This window comes from Parasphingorhabdus sp., assembly GCF_039939955.1.
In the GTDB taxonomy this organism is placed as follows: domain Bacteria; phylum Pseudomonadota; class Alphaproteobacteria; order Sphingomonadales; family Sphingomonadaceae; genus Parasphingorhabdus.
Window position 1 is genome coordinate 168,140 of record NZ_JBDVHS010000002.1, and the last position, 21,295, is coordinate 189,434.

General features: G+C 53.8%; 20 protein-coding genes and 1 tRNA gene. 9 read left to right on the top strand and 12 right to left on the bottom strand.

Annotation, left to right across the window (positions count from 1 at the left end):
• Positions 1-100: 100 nt before the first annotated feature.
• The gene (gene galE, locus ABJG22_RS01050) at positions 101-1,105 is read right to left on the bottom strand and encodes a UDP-glucose 4-epimerase GalE (protein ID WP_348018379.1); all 1,005 of its coding nucleotides are present in this window, start codon (positions 1,103-1,105) and stop codon (positions 101-103) included.
• Between the two features lie 151 nt (positions 1,106-1,256).
• Between galE and ABJG22_RS01055 the strand changes: the two genes are divergently transcribed.
• A complete protein-coding gene (locus tag ABJG22_RS01055; RefSeq protein WP_348018380.1) occupies positions 1,257-1,865 on the top strand; it encodes a DUF4136 domain-containing protein in 609 nt (202 codons plus the stop codon).
• Positions 1,862-2,986: a M14-type cytosolic carboxypeptidase gene (locus tag ABJG22_RS01060; RefSeq protein ID WP_348018381.1), complete on the top strand. Its 1,125-nt coding sequence runs from the start codon at positions 1,862-1,864 to the stop codon at positions 2,984-2,986. The genes ABJG22_RS01055 and ABJG22_RS01060 overlap by 4 nt, the downstream gene beginning before the upstream one ends.
• A gap of 53 nt (positions 2,987-3,039) precedes the next feature.
• Here the strand turns inward: ABJG22_RS01060 and ABJG22_RS01065 are convergent, their stop codons facing one another.
• The 5 genes from ABJG22_RS01065 to ABJG22_RS01085 all read right to left on the bottom strand — a co-directional run bounded on the left by ABJG22_RS01065 (position 3,040) and on the right by ABJG22_RS01085 (position 9,955).
• Positions 3,040-4,479 carry an FAD-binding oxidoreductase gene (locus ABJG22_RS01065; RefSeq protein WP_348018382.1) on the bottom strand — a complete coding sequence of 480 codons (1,440 nt, stop codon included), beginning with the start codon at positions 4,477-4,479 and terminating at the stop codon, positions 3,040-3,042.
• The gene (locus ABJG22_RS01070) at positions 4,476-6,368 is read right to left on the bottom strand and encodes an ABC transporter ATP-binding protein (protein WP_348018383.1); all 1,893 of its coding nucleotides are present in this window, start codon (positions 6,366-6,368) and stop codon (positions 4,476-4,478) included. Before ABJG22_RS01070 ends, ABJG22_RS01065 begins: the two co-directional genes overlap by 4 nt.
• Positions 6,365-9,247, bottom strand: a complete 2,883-nt coding sequence (locus ABJG22_RS01075; protein ID WP_348018384.1) for a type 2 lanthipeptide synthetase LanM family protein — start codon at positions 9,245-9,247, stop codon at positions 6,365-6,367. The genes ABJG22_RS01070 and ABJG22_RS01075 overlap by 4 nt, the downstream gene beginning before the upstream one ends.
• A gap of 6 nt (positions 9,248-9,253) precedes the next feature.
• Positions 9,254-9,442, bottom strand: a complete 189-nt coding sequence (locus tag ABJG22_RS01080) for a DUF6229 family protein (protein ID WP_348018385.1) — start codon at positions 9,440-9,442, stop codon at positions 9,254-9,256.
• 425 nt (positions 9,443-9,867) lie between these two features.
• Positions 9,868-9,955: transfer RNA gene (locus ABJG22_RS01085), tRNA-Ser, on the bottom strand.
• Positions 9,956-10,162: 207 nt separating this feature from the next.
• Between ABJG22_RS01085 and ABJG22_RS01090 the strand changes: the two genes are divergently transcribed.
• From ABJG22_RS01090 to ABJG22_RS01115, 6 genes are all read left to right on the top strand, one after another.
• Positions 10,163-11,164: a peptidylprolyl isomerase gene (locus ABJG22_RS01090; protein WP_348018386.1), complete on the top strand. Its 1,002-nt coding sequence runs from the start codon at positions 10,163-10,165 to the stop codon at positions 11,162-11,164.
• Positions 11,165-11,335: 171 nt separating this feature from the next.
• Entirely contained in the window at positions 11,336-12,337 is a 1,002-nt protein-coding gene (locus tag ABJG22_RS01095) for a peptidylprolyl isomerase (RefSeq protein ID WP_348018387.1), read from the top strand.
• 86 nt (positions 12,338-12,423) lie between these two features.
• Positions 12,424-13,545, top strand: coding sequence for an alanine dehydrogenase (gene ald, locus ABJG22_RS01100; RefSeq protein ID WP_348018388.1), 1,122 nt, complete (start codon positions 12,424-12,426; stop codon positions 13,543-13,545).
• A gap of 18 nt (positions 13,546-13,563) precedes the next feature.
• Positions 13,564-14,535, top strand: coding sequence for an oxidoreductase (locus ABJG22_RS01105; RefSeq protein ID WP_348018389.1), 972 nt, complete (start codon positions 13,564-13,566; stop codon positions 14,533-14,535).
• 2 nt (positions 14,536-14,537) lie between these two features.
• Positions 14,538-14,741: a DUF5818 domain-containing protein gene (locus ABJG22_RS01110; protein ID WP_348018390.1), complete on the top strand. Its 204-nt coding sequence runs from the start codon at positions 14,538-14,540 to the stop codon at positions 14,739-14,741.
• Positions 14,738-15,256: a GNAT family N-acetyltransferase gene (locus tag ABJG22_RS01115; RefSeq protein WP_348018391.1), complete on the top strand. Its 519-nt coding sequence runs from the start codon at positions 14,738-14,740 to the stop codon at positions 15,254-15,256. The genes ABJG22_RS01110 and ABJG22_RS01115 overlap by 4 nt, the downstream gene beginning before the upstream one ends.
• On the opposite strand, the gene rpoN is transcribed toward ABJG22_RS01115, so the two are convergent.
• The 5 genes from rpoN to ABJG22_RS01140 form a co-directional block, all read right to left on the bottom strand.
• The gene (gene rpoN / locus ABJG22_RS01120; protein ID WP_348018392.1) at positions 15,253-16,761 is read right to left on the bottom strand and encodes an RNA polymerase factor sigma-54; all 1,509 of its coding nucleotides are present in this window, start codon (positions 16,759-16,761) and stop codon (positions 15,253-15,255) included. The two genes, ABJG22_RS01115 and rpoN, sit on opposite strands and share 4 nt — an antisense overlap.
• A gap of 2 nt (positions 16,762-16,763) precedes the next feature.
• The gene (gene lptB / locus ABJG22_RS01125) at positions 16,764-17,525 is read right to left on the bottom strand and encodes an LPS export ABC transporter ATP-binding protein (RefSeq protein WP_348018775.1); all 762 of its coding nucleotides are present in this window, start codon (positions 17,523-17,525) and stop codon (positions 16,764-16,766) included.
• A gap of 231 nt (positions 17,526-17,756) precedes the next feature.
• Entirely contained in the window at positions 17,757-18,290 is a 534-nt protein-coding gene (locus tag ABJG22_RS01130) for an LptA/OstA family protein (protein ID WP_348018393.1), read from the bottom strand.
• Positions 18,291-18,935 carry an LPS export ABC transporter periplasmic protein LptC gene (lptC, locus tag ABJG22_RS01135; RefSeq protein ID WP_348018394.1) on the bottom strand — a complete coding sequence of 215 codons (645 nt, stop codon included), beginning with the start codon at positions 18,933-18,935 and terminating at the stop codon, positions 18,291-18,293.
• 57 nt (positions 18,936-18,992) lie between these two features.
• On the bottom strand, positions 18,993-19,610 hold the full coding sequence (locus ABJG22_RS01140; RefSeq protein ID WP_348018395.1) for a ribonuclease H-like domain-containing protein: 618 nt from the start codon (positions 19,608-19,610) through the stop codon (positions 18,993-18,995).
• A 360-nt stretch (positions 19,611-19,970) separates the two neighbouring features.
• On the opposite strand from ABJG22_RS01140, the gene ABJG22_RS01145 reads away from it, so the two are divergent.
• Complete coding sequence (locus ABJG22_RS01145; protein ID WP_348018396.1) at positions 19,971-20,639, top strand: cold-shock protein; 669 nt, start codon at positions 19,971-19,973, stop codon at positions 20,637-20,639.
• 100 nt (positions 20,640-20,739) lie between these two features.
• On the opposite strand, the gene ABJG22_RS01150 is transcribed toward ABJG22_RS01145, so the two are convergent.
• Positions 20,740-21,204: a DNA starvation/stationary phase protection protein gene (locus ABJG22_RS01150; protein WP_348018397.1), complete on the bottom strand. Its 465-nt coding sequence runs from the start codon at positions 21,202-21,204 to the stop codon at positions 20,740-20,742.
• Between the last annotated feature and the right edge of the window lie 91 nt (positions 21,205-21,295).

A 21,295-nucleotide genomic window follows, 5' to 3' on the forward strand; every position in this document is an offset into this window, starting at 1 on the left:
TTGGTACCACGCCTTGATTTTCTGAATTTCTTGAAAGCAGCCATGCTGCGTTGAAGCAGGGCAATTAAGGTCGACAGCCGCCAAAGTCAAGCGAACAGCATTATTCTCCGCGAATATCGATGAGTTTGCGCTCCCATGCCAGCGCATGGGCCACAATTTCGTCAAGGTCGGCATGTTTTGGCTGCCAAGGGAAGCGCTCCATGATCGCGCGATTGTCGGAAATCAGCGAATCGGGGTCGCCAGCGCGCCGGCCTTCCATTTCCCGTTTGATTTTCATGTTGGTGACCCGATCAACGGCATCGAGAACCTCAAGCACGGAAAAGCCGCGCCCATAGCCGCAATTGAGACGGTGATTTTGATCCGGCTGCGCGATCAACGCTTCCAAGGCCAGCACATGAGCCGTCGCCAGATCCGACACATGGATATAGTCCCTTACACCCGTGCCATCCGGCGTATCATAATCTGTCCCAAAAACAGCGACGCTGTCGCGTTTTCCGAGAGCCGCCTCGACCGCAACTTTGATCAAATGGGTCGCGCCAGCAGTGGATTGCCCTGTCCGGGCCAAGGGGTCTGCACCGGCGACATTGAAATAGCGCAACGCGCAGAAATTCAGGTCATGCGCTGCTGAAACATCCTGGAGCATATGCTCGGTCATCAATTTGGACATGCCATAGGGATTGATCGGCAGTTGCGGCGTCGTTTCGCTAACCGGGCTTTCTGCGGGAATGCCATAGGTCGCTGCCGTCGACGAGAAAATGAAATGATTCACGCCACCAGCAACAGCTGATTCGATCAGGCTGCGGCTCTTCGCGCTATTATTATGATAATATTTGAGAGGATCTTCCACCGATTCCGGTACAATGATCGAACCGGCAAAATGCATGATCGCACCGATCGTCTCAGCCTCGATGATCCGGGCGAGCAGCGCCGAATCTTCGATATCACCTTCATAAAAGGCCACATCTTCTGGCACGGCCCAACGAAAGCCGGTGGTGAGATTGTCGATCACTGCAACGGACCAACCAGCATCCTGCAAAGCGAGCACTGCATGACTGCCGATATACCCGGCCCCGCCGGTTACCAGAATCTTGAATGGTTTGGTCATGATGTCTCGATCTCGATAGGTCCCAATATTCGCCTGTTTACCACGCTGGTCTCCCATAGATTAAACGCGCCCGTTCGCCGATGCAATTTTTTACCGCAACGCCCATCATTATCCGCTAATATGCACCGGGGCGTGTTGAGGAGTTAATATTATGGCCGGTTTTCAATCCATTGCGTCAATGGGACTAGCAGGGCTGCTGTTGTCAGGATGCATGGCAATGACGCCACCCGTCGACGTCACCCGCTTTCACAACGCCCAAGTGGCTCAAATTATACCCGGTAGTGTCGTCGTCAAAGCATATGGATCAGACGAGGCCGATAGCCGCAGCATTGAATATGCGACCTATGAAACAGCGGTGCTCCGCGAATTGCAGCGCGTGGGTTTTTCAGAGGCAATCGATGCGGGCGCAAATAGCCAATATATTGCGCGCTACACACTGGAGCGCGCCCAGATAAGCGCCCGGGGTTCACGATCGCCGATTTCGGTCGGTGTCGGCGGCAGCACCGGCAGCTATGGGTCGGGCCTTGGTCTCGGCATCGGAATCAATCTGGGCGGCAAAGCGAAAGACAAGATCGCTACCGAACTTTCGGTGCGTATCGTCAAACGGGATGACGGGATCACGGTCTGGGAAGGGCGAGCATCGGTCGAAGCAAAGGAAGGGTCCCCGGCGTCCCAGCCCGGGCTGGCAGCCGCGCAATTGGCTGAAGCCCTATTCAAAGACTTTCCTGGAGAGTCCGGAACCACTATCAGGGTAGAATGACCATATATATCACCAGCGCGTTCGATAGCGGCAATATCGAAGTTCACGAGATTCACGGCACCAACGCCACGCTTTCCATCCGCAAGGATAAGGATAGCGAGTTTTTCCAATGGTTTCATTTCCGCGTGGCCTGCGAGATTGGCGACGAACTGGAATTGAACATTACCGGCCTGAAAGACTCGGCCTATCCGCAGGGCTGGCCGGATTATGATGCTTGCGTCAGTGAAGACCGGGAATATTGGGGCCGCGCAGCGAGCAGCTATGACGAGAAAAGCGGAACCCTGTCGATTCGCTATACCGCGAGCAGCAATATTATCTGGTTCGCCTATTTCGCGCCCTACAGCATTGAACGCCACCACGACTTGATCGCAGAAACGGCGACGATTGAAGGCGTCACTGTTCGGACGCTAGGGCATAGCCTGGAAGGCCAGCCAATCGACTGTGTAGAAATGGGAAGCGGTGACAAGCAGGTGTGGCTATACGCCCGCCAGCATCCCGGCGAAAGCATGGCGGAATGGTGGATGGAAGGCGCGCTTGAGATGCTGACCGATCCCACCGACCCCCACGCACGACTGCTGTTGCAACAATGCCGATTCCATATCATACCCAACATGAACCCAGATGGTTCGTTTAGAGGCCATTTACGAACCAATTTCGCTGGCACAAATCTCAACCGCGAATGGGCTGAACCGACTGCTGAAAAATCACCGGAAGTGTTGTGCGTCCGGAACGCTATGGACAAGAGTGATGTCGATTTTGCCATTGATGTCCACGGAGACGAAGCCATTCCAGCGGTTTTCATCGCTGGTTTTGAAGGCATTCCATCAATCACCGACCGACAGCTTGAACAATATCACGCATATCGCAACCGCCTGGCGCAGCGCACCCCGGATTTCCAGACCAAGCTTGGCTATCCGACCGCCGCAAAGGGCAAGGCCAATCTGTCAATGTCGACCAATCAATTGGCAGAACGATTCGGTGCTGTTGCGATGACTATGGAAATGCCGTTCAAAGACAATCGCGACCTACCCGATGCCGAGCAAGGTTGGTCCCCCGAGCGCTGCAATCTACTTGCACGCGAATGCCTCGCCACTCTGGCGGAAATGATCGACGAAATTTAGACAAGGGAAGCGATAGAGCAATATCCGTATTGCCAACATTACGGCTGTGTTTTTCAGATAGTATATCCCGCGAATATGTTATCGGGATCGTAGCGCCGTTTGAGCGAGGCAAGTTTAGTCGCCTTATCACCGAAATAGGCCGTCATCGGAGAGATAATATCCTTTTCAGCATAGCCCGCATAGGTGCGGCCATTGGCATAGGGGCGCAGCATATCGCGACAGTCGTCAACCCAATCGCACATTGACTCCCGCGTGGCCTGAGTTGGTTGCCGGCCTGTAAGGCTATTATATCGCAGCAGCATATGGGCCTCACGATGGGAAAAGCAGCTACGCTCATTGGGACGGGCATAACCGCCACCCCATGGAATACATTCAATCTCCCGCGCTTGTAGCATAGTGCGATCCGCCTGCAGGCGCGCAATCAGGTCAGAAATGGCGTCTTTTGGTAGTGGTGCTTCAAAAAACTGGGACCGTTGGGCCAACAAAGCGGTGCCGCTATAGGGTTGAGAAGGCAGCCAGGCTGGTTCGTCATGATAAGTCCGCGCGCCACTGGCATACCGCGCTATGTCATGCGCGGATTTAGTCGTAATATTAATCTGCTTGGAAAAGGAACCGAAATGCCGCGCCATTGATGCCAGCAAAGGTTCAAGTCCATCTTCATCAGGACCACTTGTGTCGAGGATGACACCATAGCATCGTACGAAACAGGACTCATCGGGGTCCTCAGGCACCATCAAGCTGATCTGAAGAGAGATTGCATTGTCCGCTAGCGGCGCATAGCTCTGCCATAGCGCGAAAATTTCTTCTGCGCTTTCCATCGGCCAGACGGCTTCCATGGCGACACCTGGATAGAGCGGTGCCGCATCGAAGCGGATTTGCGTCACTATGCCAAAGCCCACAGGCCCTGCCCCCGCGATCGCCCACAAAAGATTGCTATGCTGATCGGCATTGCATTCAACCATATTGCCGTCCGCCAGCAGCACATGCGCGGCAGACACCCGGTCGGACAGGATTCCATGCAGCCGCCCGGTCAATCCAAACCCTCCGACCATCGACAGTCCGCCGAGCGCAACCAAAGGACAACCTCCGACAGGTAAGGTCATTCCCGCTTGCAGCAAGCCGGCAACAGCATCGCCAGATAGAGTGCCCGGCCCAACCAGAATCGCATTCTCTCCTTCTGGCTCCAACCCGTTTAAATCGCCGCAATCGATTATAACATCGCCACGATTGGACATATCGGCAAAACAATGCCCTCCGCTCCGCACAGAAAAAGAAACGGCTCTATCACGCACAAATTCAAGCGCCCGGGCAACATCCTGGGGCGTTCGGCATTTAACGAGCAAGTCAGGAAGATGCAGTGGTAACTGGGATGCATGCTGTTTATTGGCAAGGACCATATCCTCATCATGTCGCCCAATACACCGACCGGCGAACCGATCACCAAATGTATTTTTCGCATCAGCGACTAGAGCGGAATGATCGGATGCACTCATAAGAGATCGGAATTATAGAGTTCTGACTGCAAGAGGAATAGCGACGCATAGGCCCCGCCCGATTGCATCAGTTCGTCGTGGCTACCCTGTTCAACGAGATGCCCATCTTGCAAAAAGAGAATGCGGTCGACATTTCTGATGCTCATCAGACGATGGGTTATTAGGAATACGGTGCGACCACGGCCCAAGTTGCGCAGCGCTTCATATGTTGCCATCTCCGCCTTCGCATCCAGCGGCGCTGTAGGTTCATCCCATATAACGATCGGACAGTCCCGATAGAGCCCCCGGGCAATCGCAAATTTCTGCCACTGCCCACCGGAGAGATCGTGACCTGCATGAAACTCCCGGGAGAGGAGCGTCTTCCAACCGTGCGGCAATTGTTCAATTATCGGCAATGCACCTGACTGTTCAGCTGCGCGCAATAACGTCTCTTCATTCTCGACATGCTCTCGATAGCGGCCGATCTCGATATTCGCTCGGGCAGAATCAGGCCAACGGACAGGGTGTTGCATGACCATCGATACTTGATCTGAAATCTCGGCAAGATCCATCTCGGCAAGGTTGATACCATCCCAGTCAACCATACCCTCTTGCGGCTGGTACAAGCCTGCCAACAGCTTAGCCAAGGTCGTCTTCCCTGACCCATTCTCCCCAACTAGTGCGACGGTTTCCCCCGCCTTTACCGTGAAGTTGATTTTCTCCAGCGTCCAGCGTCCGTCGCCTCCGGGATATTGAAAACTAAGATCATGAACATTTATACGCTGCGGGCAGCGGGGGGCTGGTTGCATGATGCGTTTGTTGCCTCGCGCACTGGCCGCCGCCACAAAACCTTGATAATCGCTTATATATAGCGACTTTTGTACCAACATATGGCCATTCATCACCAGCTGTTCGAGGGCGCCAGCAGCCATACGAAAGGCGACGATCGCAGCACTGGCCAAAGCCAGATCAATCCATGCATTCATGATCATTGAGAGCAATAGTCCCAGGACTAGCGCCCAACCGATTCCCGCCGCGATCGATGCGATGCCATTAATCACTGCCTCACGGCGGGCGATAGCAATATAGTGACTGCACAACTTCCCGGCTGCTTCCAGAAATCTAGTGATGATGAAACGCTGCGCCTGATGCGCGCGGATTTCAGCAGCGGTTTCGCGCTTGGTGGCCAATTCTCCATAAATTGTCGACATTCGCATCAGCGAAACCGTCTTTGCCATGCCGTCATAATGCACACGAGCTGCCTTAATCGCACCCCAGCCGCTAGGCAAAAGGGGAAGCAGCAGAAGGGGAAGCAGAATCGGGTGAAGAATCGCCAGTGCGATCATTGCACCAGCTACCGCAAACACGGCTGAGGCAGAATCAATCAAAGCGACGATCGATCCTTCAAGATGCAAAATGCCGCGATCCCGCGCGCGTTGTAGTTGATCATAGAAAAGCGGGTCGTCAAAATCGGATAAATGAATTCCGACGGTGGATCGGTAGAGCTGTTCTTCCGCCGCCAACCGAGCTTTTGGAGCGAGGCTGGCCTTATTCGTTGCCAATATGAACGAGAAACCAATCCGTAGCGCAAATATTACGCACAGCGCGATTATCGACGGCGCCGCAACCCGTAACTTGGCGGTAACATCCTCGCCGGAAAATAAAGGATCAAATATCCGATTGATCAGCACCAGAGTCAACGTCACGGTCGCGCCGATCAGCAACTGCATTGCGAATACGACCAGCGCCTGACGAGGTGCGGAACGCCGCACAATATCAATAACGGCCGTGCTTGCTATGCGGACACGGGACAAAGTTGCTCGAAAACCTTTTGGTAAATCCTGATTTTCCAAATGCCAATAGGGTCGCGAAAGACCCTCCGCGTCATTTTGGCCTTCACTTTCACTCACTCGCTTCGCCCTAACATGAGCGCCGATGGCAGTTTGCTATCCGGGTTCATTCTCAGCAACTGATAGGCAACGCCCCCATGTCCGGTGAACAGGCCCGGTAAAAAGGCGTCTCGTGTTACCCCACATGTTGGGCCGTGGACGTCAAGACTGGCCAATAGCGACGCTCCAAAGGCTTCGGCAGACATCGGAACATTCAATGTCCGCTGCACGGTCGGATTCCCGATGAGGTCCCAAGCCCCGAAATCGCCATGACAGATGCAATGATTCCACCCCAGCCCACGATCGAAAACCGCATCGATCGCAATTTGTACTGCGGCGCGGCTATGCTCGGTGTGAAGCGTTGGATCCATATCAAGATGCGCCAGCCCGATGCCAACCGCGCCATGGCACCAAGCCACGCTCTCTGTAACACCATCAATTTCGCGCAAATCACGCCAGTTCCTCCGCTCCGGATCGTACAGCCCATCTTCAAACTGAAAAGCCCGCATAGCAAAGTCTTGATAGACTGGGTCCCCAGTGGCCTCATGAAGCTTTTGCATCGCCCAACCAATGCCGGTTGTGCCATGGGAGAATCCGCCTAATCCTTGCGCGGTATAAGGCACCGGCCAGCTGATTGCATCGCCGATCGCTATGCTCCTGGCTGCCAAGCTGTCGGCAAGGTCTCGGGCTACGGCCAGTGGTCGCTCTTCACCACTAACTTCGGCAAGCCGGACTAGAGGGTAGATGGCACCACTTAGACCATAGAGCAGATCGTTGGTTTCCTCTGTTTCAGCACCCCATTTGATAAGTGGGACCAGCCGCAAGGCACGTTCTATCTTATCGGCCGCCGGCTGATCGTCAATATCAGCCATAGCCAACAACGCCCATATTTGCGACGCAACTCCAGCAAAGCCCCCGATCGCCGGCGGACGGACATGCTTACCTCCATCCATCTCCTGCAATTGCCGTTCTTCGATATGTGCAAGACTTTTTTCAAGCCGAACCATCACATCTTCCAGACCCTCCACCGGGTCGGCCCGACCAGACCGCATTTCGCTTAAATAAGAAGCCGCGAGCAAAGCAACACCGGACAACCCGGCATAAAGATCGGCTCCTAGCGGCGATACCGACCAACCGGCGGGCGTCAGGGTCGGGGCAATCCATGCAATGCTACCGTCGTCTGCTTTATGCCCGGTGGCTACGATCTGCGTCATTATCCTTGCCGCGTGCTCACGCCTGCACGCATCCAGATAATTGCCTTTATCGCTAGGAATCCACAATGACTCACCATCATGCATATGCCCATCCGACACATAGGCACTTACCACCGCCGCGCGAATGAAGTTGGCTTCCGCGTCCAAATCTGCATCCCGCCAATCCTCCAACGCTAGCGCGATGAGGTCCTGTTTTGCTAACCACTCAATGTCATTCGGCCCGGTGAGGGCACCATAGTCGCTTTGGGTCGTGAAGACGGGGATGTCGCCATGCCGTAGCTCCGTTACTTCAGCAGAGATGATCATGGGATCACTCGGCGCATAAGAGATATTTTCGGCCATTTCAGCCATAAGCGACTCGGCTTTTTGCCGCGCCGCCTCCGGATTGGCCAACGATGCTGGATGCCAGAGCATCCGTTCAATTTCAGCATAGGTTTCGGTGGGACGCACCACGACGCGAATCTGCCGGTCACGAAAACCGTCTAGTTGGGGTTCGAGTTTTCCGGCTTGATCAAGTGACCGAAGGATCGTGCTCAGCTTTTTGAAATGATCGACTATATCGGGCCAATAGCGCGTTATCGCTGGGTCTTTTGAAGGATGATTGGCTGAACGAGGGAGCTCGGCAGTCACCATTTCTACCCGCGCGGTATCACGGCCTGCATCCACGATAGCCGGAATGCTGGTCTTAGGCTGCTGGCCAGAGAGGCCGCCGACCCCCGACATATCAATGCCTCTCCAACCAAGGGCCTGCCCACGATCCGGCAGTAGGCCAATCGCAAGCACTCCACCACGCGTCAATTCCGAACAATAGTCATAGGCATCGCCGTAACCCGATGGCACCGGCTTCACATTGGGCGTAAAAAGCGTTTCACAATCTACCAACACGGGCATATCGCGATGAGCAATTAGATTTTCCGCATGAAGATCCGTACCGCCCAGCAGCCGCATCAACGCAAGTATTTGACCGATACCGCAGTAAAATTTCTGGCACTCCGCGTCATCTGCCGCATATTCGTGAGAAACGAACTGCGCCCAGCCATAGCTACCCTTGTCGAGAACATCGGGTACCTTGATATGAAGCGGCTCGTCCGTTTGTGCATTCAACCATTGCAAAAATCCGGTCAAACCGGTGTCGATCGCAAGCGACCGGGGTTTATAGACAATTTTACCACCATCCGTGTCTATAATACTAACCGTCTGACCGCCGTTATGAGTGTCCCCTTGTCCCAGAGACAGAGCAGTTAGCACAACTGTATCACATTTCATCATGGCGGAAATTTGTGTCCGGTCAGCACACCAGGAGACTGCAATCGCAGCAATCGCGCTACACTGTTGATCCAACAGCTTTTCTAAACGCGAGTACAGATCAGGATATTCTTTGAAACAATAGTCCCAGAAAGCTTGTGTCGCAGCGGTGTCGCAAAAATCTTGCCACCGCGCGCGGGATGTCTCACCATCAAGACGGCCTTCAACACGCGCTGCGTTAAGTTCAAGAATGAGAACGCGACTCAATCGCCGGGACAAACGAAACAGAAAAGCCTCTTTAGCGCTGCTCATAATGGCGCGCTTCTCGCTATCTGCTAAATCGGTTAACTCTTGCAAACGGGCCGCCAACCGCTCCTCAAAAGGTGCAGCCAGACGGCCCAGTTGTTTATCGAAAATGCGGTAATTCGCATATTCCGACATATTTAATTAGCAGCACCAGTTGGTGGCTGATCCACTGCAAACCGTACCACATTTGCCGGAACCGGTTCCGGTCTGGCACACGATATCAGCTTCAGCATGCTGGCCGCTGCTGAACAGTTCCCCAGCAGGTGATTCGATATTGGTGAACTCTTTCCACTTGGTTGCAGTGGTTTTATCATATTCAGATAGTGTCATCGTTTCTCTCCTTGCTAAAAAAGCCAGCATCAAAAGTCAGAAATCCATATCAGGTCGATCCATAAAATTACTCAAACAACGACTTGATAACTAAACCATTTCGTATTTTTGACGTCGACTAGTAACATTTGTAACATAGTTATTACATTTGTCAAATGCGATAAAATTTTGTGGTTTCCAACATAATAAAAGGAGCAGTATTTTGAGATAAACAACTCTTGGTTAACTATAAAAAATCCTCACTATAGATTAGATATCCAGTATCTTGGCCAAATCTCTGCAAAATATGGAGTAACTACAAATGAATAGTCAAAGGCTCGCCATATCAATCCGCCTGTAGAAACCGCCACGAAACGGGGTTTTGAACCGCTCAAGCTTACCGCATCGTCAGGTTCTCTACGACAGCCAACATTAGATATAGAAAATGGCGGAGTCGGAGGGATTCGAACCCTCGATAGGTTGCCCTATACACGCTTTCCAAGCGTGCGCGATCGACCACTCTGCCACGACTCCGCAAATACTATCTGACCCGTGAACCTGGTCGAATATCAGACAGCGCCGCTTCCCTAATGCCGGAAACAGGCTTTCGCAAGTGATAGTGTGGGGTTAGGGTGCTCGCCAAAGATGAAACCCGTTCGCGCTGAGCCTATCGAAGGACCAACTGCGCCGATAGCTTTGCATCGATAAGCCCGGCACGAGCAGAATTTTGAGGATGTTTTTATGAAAAAGATCAGCGCCGCTATCTCTCTATTCGCTCTGTTGAGCGCTATGCCTGCAATCGCTCAAGAAGCTGACAAACCAGAATCTCCGAGCCCCAATGCCATTGTCGATGCGGCCCCGGCCAGCGAATGGGTGACAATTTCGCCAAGCGACCTGTTGGTCATGGATCTTGCTCCTGATGCAAAGGGCGAAGCGCGCCGCGTGGTCATCCAACTAATGCCCGAACCCTTCTCGCAAGGCTGGATTCGCAACATCCGCAAGCTGGCTGCAGCAAAATTCTGGGATGGCACCAGCATCAACCGGGTACAGGACAATTATGTCGTACAATGGGGAGATGCCGGTTACGATAATCCGGAATCGGGAGAGACTGAGCAGAAGGCTCTGCCCGAAGGTTTGGAGACCGTGCCGGAGAGTGCCTACATAACACCAATGACTGACGATATGGTCACCAATGGCATCGCAACACATATCATCGACCAAGCATCTAATGACGACTATTTCCCGAGCAATGGTACAGACCCGTATATCAATGAAACCAGCGTTATGGCGGGTTGGCCGTTTGGGTTCGCGGAAGAAGGTGTTTCTCCCGTCCACTGCTACGGCGCGGTCGGCGTAGGCCGTAACTATTCCCCCGACACCGGGAGCGGCACCGAACTTTATACCGTGATCGGTCATGCGCCGCGTCATCTCGACCGCAATATTGCCGTCGTCGGACGCGTGATCGAAGGCATCGAACATCTCTCCAGCCTGCCGCGCGGCAAGGGGCAATTGGGATTTTATGCAGGCGCCAGCAAGCGAGTTCCGATTACATCCATCCGTCTGGGGGATGCGTTGGGTGACGGCTCAGTTCCCGCTTTCGAATATCTCGACACAAACAGCGACGTCTTCGCCCAATATGCCGATGCCCGCGCCAATCGTCGTGATCCGTTTTTTATCAAGCCAGCGGGCGGGGCCGATATATGCAATATTCCAGTGCCGGTTAGGCGGACCAAAGTGGAGTGAAACCCGCCTTTCCTACACTGATCCAATTGCGTAGACTCAACTCATGATATCAGACGCACCATCATCCTTCTTAATGTTGAATTTTCTGCCGTTCTGCGGCTATTCTGAAGGAAAAGGCTTATTTTTCTTTAGCACTGTAAAGTTTGTAAACTTCGCAACGGGAAGAGCGTGATGAAGAACAATCGTTGGAATATGGGACTCCTTGTTTTTTGCGCGCTAATTGCCGCTAATTTCTCACTGACATCGCCAGCTCTTGCACAGGAGGAGGAAGCAGAAGAAACGTCCAAGCTCACGCCGGCCGAAGTCCTTGCGGCCGCGCCCGTCGAACATTGGCTGCCGATCCCGGTCAGCGACTTAATGGTCCTCACCCTCCCTGACGCGACTGACGGAACGAAACGCCAGGCGGTGATTCAACTGCTCCCCGCCAAGCTCTCCGGCGGCCATGTTCGCAATGTTCGCGCCTTTGCCCGTACCCGCTGGTGGGACGGCACGAAAATTTACCGCGTGGCCAAGGACTTTGTCACCCAATTTGGCGGCAATCCTGATGCCAAAAAACTCCCCAAGGGGATCGAAGCCGTTCCGGAGAGAGAGTATTTCAACGCTGCTTTGGGAGCAAAGCGCGACGCCGATATGACCGCGCTCAATGCGGCGGTCGCCTATAGCAATGAATATCTCGGCACCGACATTCAGCCGCTGATGAAAATCATCTACGAAAGCTATGGTGCAAAAGTCGGCTTTGGCGCGGGCTGGCCGATTGGCAGCAAGACCGTTGATGGCGAGGTGAAATATTATCCAATCACCTGTCGCGGATCATTATCCCCCGCCCATTATGACCCGCCCGATAGTGGCAGCGGTGCGGAACTATCGGCAATCACCGGCGAAGCGGCGCGTAATCTCGATACCACATTCGGAATGGTTGGCCGCGTGATCGACGGGCTGGAGCATATGCAAAACCTACCGCTGGGAACCGCACCCGGCGGCTTCTATGCTGACAAATCGCAACATATAGAAATCCAGTCGATCCGAATGGCGTATGAGTTGCCGCTCGCCGAACAACCGCGCTATGAATATCTCGCCAGCTATAGTCCGGCGCTGCTCCAATATATCGCGGCCCATGGAGACTATGGCAATATTTGCACCGTTGCTGTGCCGATTAGGAAAGTTTCAAGATAGCGTAATAATATTACAAAGTGTCTCGCGTGGGCCGTCTTTTGCTGGTAATGTGCAGCCATTAGATTCGCTATAACAGGAGCTCCTCCATGCGCGTTGGTACCCCCAAAGAAATCAAGAATCACGAATATCGGGTCGGCCTGACCCCGGAGTCCGTCCGCGAATTGACGGCTCATGGCCATGATGTACTGGTCGAAACCGGCGCTGGTCTCGGCATCGGCGCAGAGGATGCGGAATATGTAGACGCGGGCGCGACCATCGCCGCAACCGCCGCCGAAGTCTTCGGACAATGCGAGATGGTGGTCAAGGTCAAGGAACCGCAAGCCGTCGAGCGGGCCATGCTGCGCGAAGACCAGATATTGTTCACCTATCTCCACCTCGCACCCGATCCGGAGCAGACCGCAGATCTGGTCAAATCCAAAGCCATCTGCATCGCCTATGAAACAGTGACCGGTACTGGTGGACTGCCCTTGCTCAAACCCATGAGTCAGGTTGCCGGCCGCATGTCGATCCAGGCTGGCGCAACAGCGCTGGAAAAAGCCCATGGGGGCCGCGGTATCTTACTCGGCGGCGTACCCGGTGTTGCGCCAGGCAAAGTGACGATCATCGGCGGTGGCGTGGTCGGCTTTAACGCGGCACAAATGGCCGCCGGTCTCGGCGCCGATGTGACAATCCTCGACCGCGATCCCGACGTACTGGAATCGGTCGGCACTCATTTTGAGTCGCGCGCCAAGACGCGTTTCTCCAACAAGGCCAATCTCGCGGAATGTGTTGCGGATGCCGATCTTGTCATTGGCGCCGTCCTGATCCCGGGAGCCGAAGCACCCAAACTGGTCACACGCGAGATGCTCAAAACCATGCGTCCCGGTTCGGTACTTTGCGACGTAGCGATCGACCAAGGCGGTTGTTTCGAAACGTCCAAGGCAACAACCCATGAAGAGCCCACCTATGTGGTCGACGATATCGTTCACTATTGCGTCGCCAATATGCCCGGCGCGGTATCGCGGACATCAACCTATGCGCTCAACAACGTCACCCTGCCCCATACGCTGGCTATCGCCAATAAAGGCTGGAAAAATGCGCTGCGGGCCGACGCGCATCTTGCCGAGGGCCTGAATGTCTGGAATGGTCATGTGACATATAAGGCGGTCGCGGACGATCTGGGCTATGACTATATGCCAGTGTCGGAGATAGTGGGCGCCACAATATAGCAAAGGGGATCGATTGAAATGGCAGCAGCAGACCAGAAACCGCTCGGCTCAGGATTTCACGCGAAAAGTGAGCCGCACGAAATACTGGCTGGTGTTGATCTGACCGGTAAGACCGCCATTGTCACCGGCGGCTATTCAGGCATCGGTCTCGAAACCACCCGGGCGCTGGCGGGCGCAGGTGCCTCCGTAATCGTACCGGTCCGCGATCCGGCCAAGGCAGAAGAGAATCTGTCGTCGGTCCAGGGCGATGTCTCATCGGCAAAGATGGACTTAGCCGATCTCGATTCCGTGCGTGATTTTGCGGCATCGGTCCATGGTAAGATTCCGTCACTGGATATGCTGATCAACAATGCCGGCATCATGGCTTGCCCACTGGACCGCGTTGGCCCGGGATGGGAGAGCCAATTTGCTATCAATCATATGGGTCATTTCACGCTCACCAAGGCGCTGATGCCCTGGCTCGCAAAGGCCGATACACCTCGCGTTGTCGCGCTGTCATCCATCGCCCATAAGCGCAACGGAATCCTCTGGGACGATATCCAGTTCGAGAAGAATGACTATGAAAAATGGACGGCCTATGCGCAGGCCAAAAGCGCAAACGCCCTGTTCGCCAACGGTTTGAACCGGCGGATGCAGGACTTTGGTGGCCGTGCCTTCTCGGTCCATCCCGGCGGAATTTTCACACCACTCCAGCGCCATCTTCCGATCGAAGAGCAGGTGGAATTGGGTTGGTTGAACAAAGACGGCAGCGTGCCGCCCATGGTCGCCCAGATCTTCAAGACACCAACACAGGGCTGCACGACGACACTTTGGGCTGCCACGTCAGCGTTGCTCAATGATAAGCCCGGCGTCTATTGCGAAGATTGCGATGTCGCGCAGTTGATGGACGAAAACTCGCTACCCTATGAACATTGCGCGCCGCATATCACCGATGATGCGGATGCCGAACGACTCTGGGACCTCAGCGAAACATTGCTCGCCACGGCGTGATAATGACGGGAAACCAGAACGACGCGGAATATGCTGGCCTGCTCCAACGCGACGAGGCTGGTTTCATCCTGCAGAGCGATGACGGTATCCGCTATCGGCTGGAACTTCTGCGCACCCCGATCGATGAGGTTGAGAAGCGCGTAATCGTCACCGGTCGGGTCCTGGAAAATGCTATTCTGGAAGCTGATGGGATTCGGCTAGCATGAACTTCCGCCGTGCCGCAGTCGGCGATATTGATACGCTCCATGCACTGGTAGAAAGCGCCTATCGGGGGGAAAGCGCGAAGCGCGGATGGACTCACGAGGCAGATTTGCTGGGTGGCCAGCGGACGGATGCAAGGGCCTTGCACGAAATCATTGTAGCCGATGATCAGGTGATCCTGCTCGCTCAAAATGGGCAAGCCCTCGCCGGATGCGTCCAGCTTTCCAACGTTGGAAACGGGCTCGCCTATCTGGGCCTGCTGACCGTCGATCCAACCAAGCAGGCGACTGGGCTCGGCAAGCAACTGCTACTGCAATCCGAAACCTTTGTCCGCGAAACTTGGCAGGCAGTCGCGATTGAGATGACCGTCATTCGCCAGCGCGCCGACCTGATCGCTTATTATGAACGCCGTGGCTACATGCAGACGGGCGAATACCGGCCCTTTCCGCACGACGATCCGCGCTTCGGTTTACCAAAAACTTCAGAACTGGAATTCACCGTGCTTCGCAAACCTATCTAGGCGGCCTTGCCTTCGAGGGCCTTCTGCCGGCGACGCTGCACTGAACTACCCAAGCCAAGCGCTTCGCGATATTTGGCCACCGTCCGGCGGGCAATATCAAAATCCTTGGCTTTCAACAGCGCAACCAGCTTGTCATCGGAAAGGATTTTCTTGGGGTCTTCGTTGTCGATCAGGGACTTGATATGGCTCTTCACCGCCTCGGCCGAAGAGGCCTCTCCACCGGTCGAAGACTGAATGCCGCTGGTGAAGAAATATTTGAGCTCGAACGTCCCACGTGAACAGGAAAGATATTTATTGGATGTCACCCGGCTGACCGTCGACTCATGCATCTCGATTTTCTCGGCAACATTCTTCAGAGTCAAAGGACGCAAATGCTCGACACCTTTGCGGAAAAACTCTTCCTGCTGCTTGACGATTTCCGTCGCGACTTTGACAATCGTACGCTGCCGTTGATCCAGAGCTTTGACCAACCAGTTGGCATCGGCGAGGCATTCGTTCAGCCATTCCTTTGATGCCTTATCCTGCGCTCCATCTTTCAGCTCTGAATAGTAGGTGCGATTGACCAGTACCTTCGGCAAAGTGGCGCTGTTGACTTCAATGATCCAGCGGTTCGTCTGCTCTGCGATAAAGACATCGGGTACAACCGCTTGCACATCTCCACCGCCAATCTTGCAACCTGGCTTCGGATCATAGTTGCGCAACTCGCTAATCATATCCATCAGATCTTCATCATCGACGCCACATATCCGCTTAAGTTGTGGCAAAGCCCCTTTGGCAAGCAGATCGAGATTATCGATCAAGCGGGCCATCGCTGGATCATAGCGATCCGCATCCTTAGCTTGCAGCGTGAGACATTCTGCCAGATCCCTTGCGCCAATACCGACAGGATCAAGCGTCTGAACAACGCCCAATATGCGCTTAACGTCTATAAGCTCTACAGCCAGCCGCTGAGCCAGCTCCAGCAAGTCGGATTGCAAATATCCGCACTCATCAATCTGATCGATAATATGTTGCGCTACAAATAGCTCTGTGCCGGAAAGGATGGCTCCCGCTTGGTCCATCAAATGGTCGGTCAGCGTGATCTCGGCGACCAGCATATTCTCGAAATCTGGGGCCTCACCCGGCGCGCTTGACCCGGAGCTCGCGCCATTCAGCCCAAGCTGCCCGTCCAGCGCTCCATCACTTTCAGAAAGGCTATTGTTGGAGAAACAATCCGTGTCGCTTGGCATATCAAGAGTGGATTCAGACTCGCCGGGTCCAGAAGTCAGAATTTCGTCGCTGCCCTGCGCCGCTGGCTCGCTCAGCCCTTCCTCGCCTTCTCTCCCTTCGCCGCTCTCCATCGAAATGTCACCGGTATCGAGAAGCGGGTTCTTCTCTATCTCGCTAGAAATGAATGTTTCCAGCTCTAGGTTGGACAATGTCAAAAGCTTGATCGCCTGCTGCAATTGCGGCGTCATCACTAGCGACTGACTTTGCCGCAAATCGAGGCGAGGCGCGATTGCCATCGCTAGAGCGCGAAACCTTCGCCCAAGTACAGGCGCCGAACATTGGCATCCGCGACTAGGTCTTCGGGACTTCCCGCGAACAATACTTGACCATCATAAATGATGCAGGCCCGATCAACGATATCAAGCGTCTCTCGAACATTATGATCCGTGATCAATACGCCGATGCCGCGCTCTCTCAACTGGCCAACCAAATCACGAATGTCTGCGATCGACAGGGGATCAATACCGGCAAAAGGTTCATCCAAGAGCACGATAGACGGGCTCGCCGCCAGCGCTCGGGCGATTTCACATCGCCGTCGCTCACCGCCCGAAAGAGCCATTGCCGGCGAGTTGCGGAGCTTCATAAGCCCAAATTCATCCAGCAGGCGATCGAGTGTTTCCTCTCTCGCGGCAGCTTCGGGCTCCACCATCTCCAAGACCGCCGCGATATTCTGTTCGACAGTCATCCCGCGGAAAATTGAAGTTTCTTGAGGCAGATAACCAATGCCAAGAATGGCCCGGCGATACATGGGAAGAGGCGTAATATCTTCACCATCGAGCATGATGCGCCCAGCGTCCGGCCGTACCAAACCCATAACCGAGTAAAAGCAGGTCGTTTTCCCGGCACCATTTGGCCCCAGCAACCCTACAACTTCGCCGCGCCCTACTGACAACGACACATCGGACAGGACCGAGCGTTTGTCATAGCTTTTGGCAATAGAAACGACCGCCAAACCATGCTCCATGGCATCGCTGGCCATAGCAGCTCCCGGATCGGCCATTGCCGGTGTATCAGTCGCGGTTGCGTCGTTCATCATTCGTCCTCATTCGCATGGGCTACCTTGTCGGTTGGTTAACAGCATGGCCCAATCTTATCCAAATTGGCAAGCTTTGTGCATGATGGATCGAAAATGGACCATTTCCGGAGAAAATCAAGCGCCATTGATATAGGAAACGGGATTATCTTCCCGATTCCACCCTCGGGATAGATTTTGCTAGGATCAACAGCAGATTCAGTTCTTGCGTTGCGGTACCGTGAATGTCCCAGACACCCGCCCGCCAGAGTCCTGCGTACCGGTAGAACGCCCATCTATTGTCGATCTACCCGATGCGAGATCAATGATCACGCGACCACCAGAGAGGCGGTTTGTTCCCTGTGTAAGAGAAACATCTCCGATCAAAGTGATGAGCCGCCGATTGAGGTCATATATAGCGACATTTCCTGAGGCCGTTTCACCGGCTTTCCGAATAGTAACGCCTCCGGACGCATCAATCCGGTCAATCTCGACACCTCCGACGCTCCGATATGCGACGGTCATGCGCGCGGCGTTGAGCACTAGTCCCGCCTGCTCAACACGGACCGAGCCGGATAGAACAACGCGGTCAGCACGGTCTTGAACTTCAATCCGCCCGGCATTGAAATTGACCGGAGCATTGCTGTTGTGGCTTCCGAACACTTGCGCCGGTGCTGGCTTTTCTAGCAGCAAGAAAGCGGAAGCAAGGAGAACCGTGCCAGTCGAAAGGGAAAGAAAAATATTCAATTTCATCTAAGGTCTTCTTAATCCATTTTGTTCGATCCGCAAACGGGCATTGCCATCCAGACTTACCGTACGCGCGACCAAATCTGCTTCCAGCCGATCAGCCCCAAAAGTACCAATATTGGTCCGCCCTTCGACAACACCATCGCTTATCAATGTGCGCTGTTTAAGATCAACGGTCACGTTGCTCGTCGAGAGGCGATAACCACTGGCCGCTTCAACTTGTACAGGCCCTGATACCCTCACGTTCTCTTGATCCATGTCATAGCGGCCTTCGCTTGCGCGTATCTGGCCGGGTCCATCTTGCATCAATATCCGGGCAGAAAGATCTTTCAATTCAACGACAGCCTCGTTCGAGCTTTTCTGGACCGCAGAACCGGCCTTTAGTGAAAACGGCCGTCCTTCGCTATCCTCACCTCGATAGAGTGCTTCGGTAACGCGCATCCGTTCCTTGGCAACGTCCACGCTATTCTTATCGAGCACGAAACTCAGCTCGCCAGTCATCGTGAATGGCGCCAAGGCCAGCATCGACCCCAAAATACCGACACCCATGGGCAGAATGAAACGCAACCATTTCACGTTTCTATCGTGCACGCTATTTGGCGCAGCAAATTCTTGGCGCTTTGTCCGGATGAGTTTAGCGGCGGTCGACATCGTTACACGATAATCCCACAATCACATGCACGGCTACTGAACAAGAAAACCCATCGTTTAGGCATGGGCAAAAATATCAACTTCTGGCCAGCCTGCCAAATCCAACCGGGCGCGATCAGGAAGAAATTCGAAGCAAGATTGCGCAAGGGCCGTTCTACCCTCTCGCTCAAGCCGTATCTCGAGTTCATCCTTCAACCGATGCAGAAAACGTACATCCGACGCAGCATAATCTCGCTGAGCATCGTTGATCTCAGGGTTGCCCCAGTCACTAGATTGCTGCTGTTTTGAAATATCCTTGCCCAGAAGTTCACGGACCAGCTCTTTCAGTCCGTGACGATCCGTATAAGTCCGGATCAGTCGCGAAGCGATTTTTGTGCAAAAAACCGGTTCGGCCATGACACCAAGATAATGCTCGATGGCGGCAAGATCAAAACGAGCAAAATGATATAGTTTCAACCGGTTTGGATCAGCCAAAATGACTCGAAGATTGGGAGCGGCAAAATCACTATCCGGGCCGAAGCGCACGAGATGCTCATCACCCGAGCCATCGGAGATTTGCAACAAGCAAAGACGGTCACGATGGGTTTGAAGTCCCATGGTTTCGGTGTCCACCGCAACAGCACCATCGCCTAACACGCCAGCGGGAAGGTCTTCTTCATGAAAAAAAACTGCCATTAATATTTGCCTGTCTATCTCTGTTTCTCGGCCAACTTCATTTTCTCAACCGTCGCGCCGAACAAGGCGCTCTCATGGACTTTGATTATCAACCTCGGTCCGATCTCCGGCCGCGAAAATGGACAGCAGCACGTTCTTGGATATGCCATGTGGCGCAGCCAGGTTCAAACAGCAAGTTTAGTTTGGCCATCATTCCACATAGAAATTTGGAGAAAGGGCCGAATTTATTCGCTTATTCGTCAATTTTTCGATAGGGTTGCGCCGCGCGCTTATGGGATTCGCGTGAAACAATGTTGCAGAAATCGTCCGCTGAAACATTGAAACTATTGGCCAGGGCGAATTGAAAGTGACGATTTAGGAATGGGTTTTGATAGAAACCGGCGTGGTAGAGGCCGGGATAAGCGCGATGGCTTCGGCGATGAAAACTTCGATGGATATCAAGGTGATAGCGGGCCGCCAGTAGAAAGATATACACGTCCAGACAGCGATTCTGGCGGCGGCCGACGAGGCGGCGGAATGCCAGACCAAGTCGTCGGCGAAAGCACCGGAACGGTGAAATTTTTCAATGCGTCAAAAGGCTTTGGCTTCATCGTACAAGATGGCGGCGGCGACGACGTTTTTGTCCATATCAGTCAAGTCGAACGCGCTGGCCTCAAAGGTCTTGCCGAAGGGCAGACGTTGCGTTTTTCACTGGTTGACCGCGGTGGAAAAGTGTCAGCATCCGACATCCAAATCGAAGGCGATCTTATTGAAGTTCCCGACCATGGAGGCGGTGCTCGCGAAGAACGTGGCGCACCCCCTCGCAGGGAGCTTACCGGCGAAAAAGCTACGGGTACCGTGAAGTTTTTCAACGGAACCAAAGGTTTTGGCTTCATCCAACGCGATGATGGACAGCCGGATGCTTTCGTCCATATTTCTGCGGTTGAGCGCGCTGGCATGCGCGGGCTGGAAGAAGGCGACAAGCTGGAATTTGAGCTGGAAGTTGACCAACGCGGCAAGACAGCAGCGGTGAATTTAATCGCAAAATAGCAGATTAATACCAGATCAAATATAAAAATGGCGGGCTTTAGACCCGCCATTTTTTATGCCGCAGAGGCCATTCCGCTATCCGCGACGCTTTACGAGGGAGCTAGTCTTTCTGCGCTATCTCCAGCAGGAACCAGGCACGTTCTTCGGCCTGGTCGGTCCAATCATCCAATAGACCATCGGTAGCATTGTCACCGGCCTCTTCGGCCAGTTCCTTCGCCGCGCGAAGTGTCTCTACCAACTTTAGGTTATCTGCGCGTAATTCGTCCAACATATCTGCTGCCGAAACCTTCGCATCGTCATTGTCAGCAATGCCCTGTCGGCGCGAGATATCCCCAATGGAAGTAAGCGTGCGGTGGCCATTTTTGCGCACGCGCTCAGCGATCACGTCCGTCGTCGCAAAAATCTGTGCCGCATGTTCATCAAACATAAGATGGTAGTCGCGAAAATGAGGGCCAGAAACATGCCAATGAAAATTCTTGGTCTTGAGATAGAGTGCAAAACTATCCGCAAGAATTCCATTCAGTGCTTCGGCTACCGCTTTCTTTGCATTACCACCGGTGGTCATAAGTTTTCTCCTTTTCAAAATGATCTATACTATGAAAAGAACATTACAGCCATTTGATCCTGCAGTATAATGGGATTCATTGCTGTCACAG

Excerpts from the sequence above, each read along its gene's own strand:
- galE (WP_348018379.1), bottom strand. The coding sequence starts at position 1,105 with ATGACCAAACCATTCAAGATTCTGGTAACCGGCGGGGCCGGGTATATC.
- ABJG22_RS01055 (WP_348018380.1), top strand. The coding sequence starts at position 1,257 with ATGGCCGGTTTTCAATCCATTGCGTCAATGGGACTAGCAGGGCTGCTG.
- ABJG22_RS01060 (WP_348018381.1), top strand. The coding sequence starts at position 1,862 with ATGACCATATATATCACCAGCGCGTTCGATAGCGGCAATATCGAAGTT.
- ABJG22_RS01065 (WP_348018382.1), bottom strand. The coding sequence starts at position 4,479 with ATGAGTGCATCCGATCATTCCGCTCTAGTCGCTGATGCGAAAAATACA.
- ABJG22_RS01075 (WP_348018384.1), bottom strand. The coding sequence starts at position 9,247 with ATGTCGGAATATGCGAATTACCGCATTTTCGATAAACAACTGGGCCGT.
- ABJG22_RS01080 (WP_348018385.1), bottom strand. The coding sequence starts at position 9,442 with ATGACACTATCTGAATATGATAAAACCACTGCAACCAAGTGGAAAGAG.
- ABJG22_RS01090 (WP_348018386.1), top strand. The coding sequence starts at position 10,163 with ATGAAAAAGATCAGCGCCGCTATCTCTCTATTCGCTCTGTTGAGCGCT.
- ABJG22_RS01095 (WP_348018387.1), top strand. The coding sequence starts at position 11,336 with ATGAAGAACAATCGTTGGAATATGGGACTCCTTGTTTTTTGCGCGCTA.
- ald (WP_348018388.1), top strand. The coding sequence starts at position 12,424 with ATGCGCGTTGGTACCCCCAAAGAAATCAAGAATCACGAATATCGGGTC.
- ABJG22_RS01105 (WP_348018389.1), top strand. The coding sequence starts at position 13,564 with ATGGCAGCAGCAGACCAGAAACCGCTCGGCTCAGGATTTCACGCGAAA.
- ABJG22_RS01110 (WP_348018390.1), top strand. The coding sequence starts at position 14,538 with ATGACGGGAAACCAGAACGACGCGGAATATGCTGGCCTGCTCCAACGC.
- ABJG22_RS01115 (WP_348018391.1), top strand. The coding sequence starts at position 14,738 with ATGAACTTCCGCCGTGCCGCAGTCGGCGATATTGATACGCTCCATGCA.
- rpoN (WP_348018392.1), bottom strand. The coding sequence starts at position 16,761 with ATGGCAATCGCGCCTCGCCTCGATTTGCGGCAAAGTCAGTCGCTAGTG.
- lptB (WP_348018775.1), bottom strand. The coding sequence starts at position 17,525 with ATGGCCGATCCGGGAGCTGCTATGGCCAGCGATGCCATGGAGCATGGT.
- ABJG22_RS01130 (WP_348018393.1), bottom strand. The coding sequence starts at position 18,290 with ATGAAATTGAATATTTTTCTTTCCCTTTCGACTGGCACGGTTCTCCTT.
- lptC (WP_348018394.1), bottom strand. The coding sequence starts at position 18,935 with ATGTCGACCGCCGCTAAACTCATCCGGACAAAGCGCCAAGAATTTGCT.
- ABJG22_RS01140 (WP_348018395.1), bottom strand. The coding sequence starts at position 19,610 with ATGGCAGTTTTTTTTCATGAAGAAGACCTTCCCGCTGGCGTGTTAGGC.
- ABJG22_RS01145 (WP_348018396.1), top strand. The coding sequence starts at position 19,971 with ATGGGTTTTGATAGAAACCGGCGTGGTAGAGGCCGGGATAAGCGCGAT.
- ABJG22_RS01150 (WP_348018397.1), bottom strand. The coding sequence starts at position 21,204 with ATGACCACCGGTGGTAATGCAAAGAAAGCGGTAGCCGAAGCACTGAAT.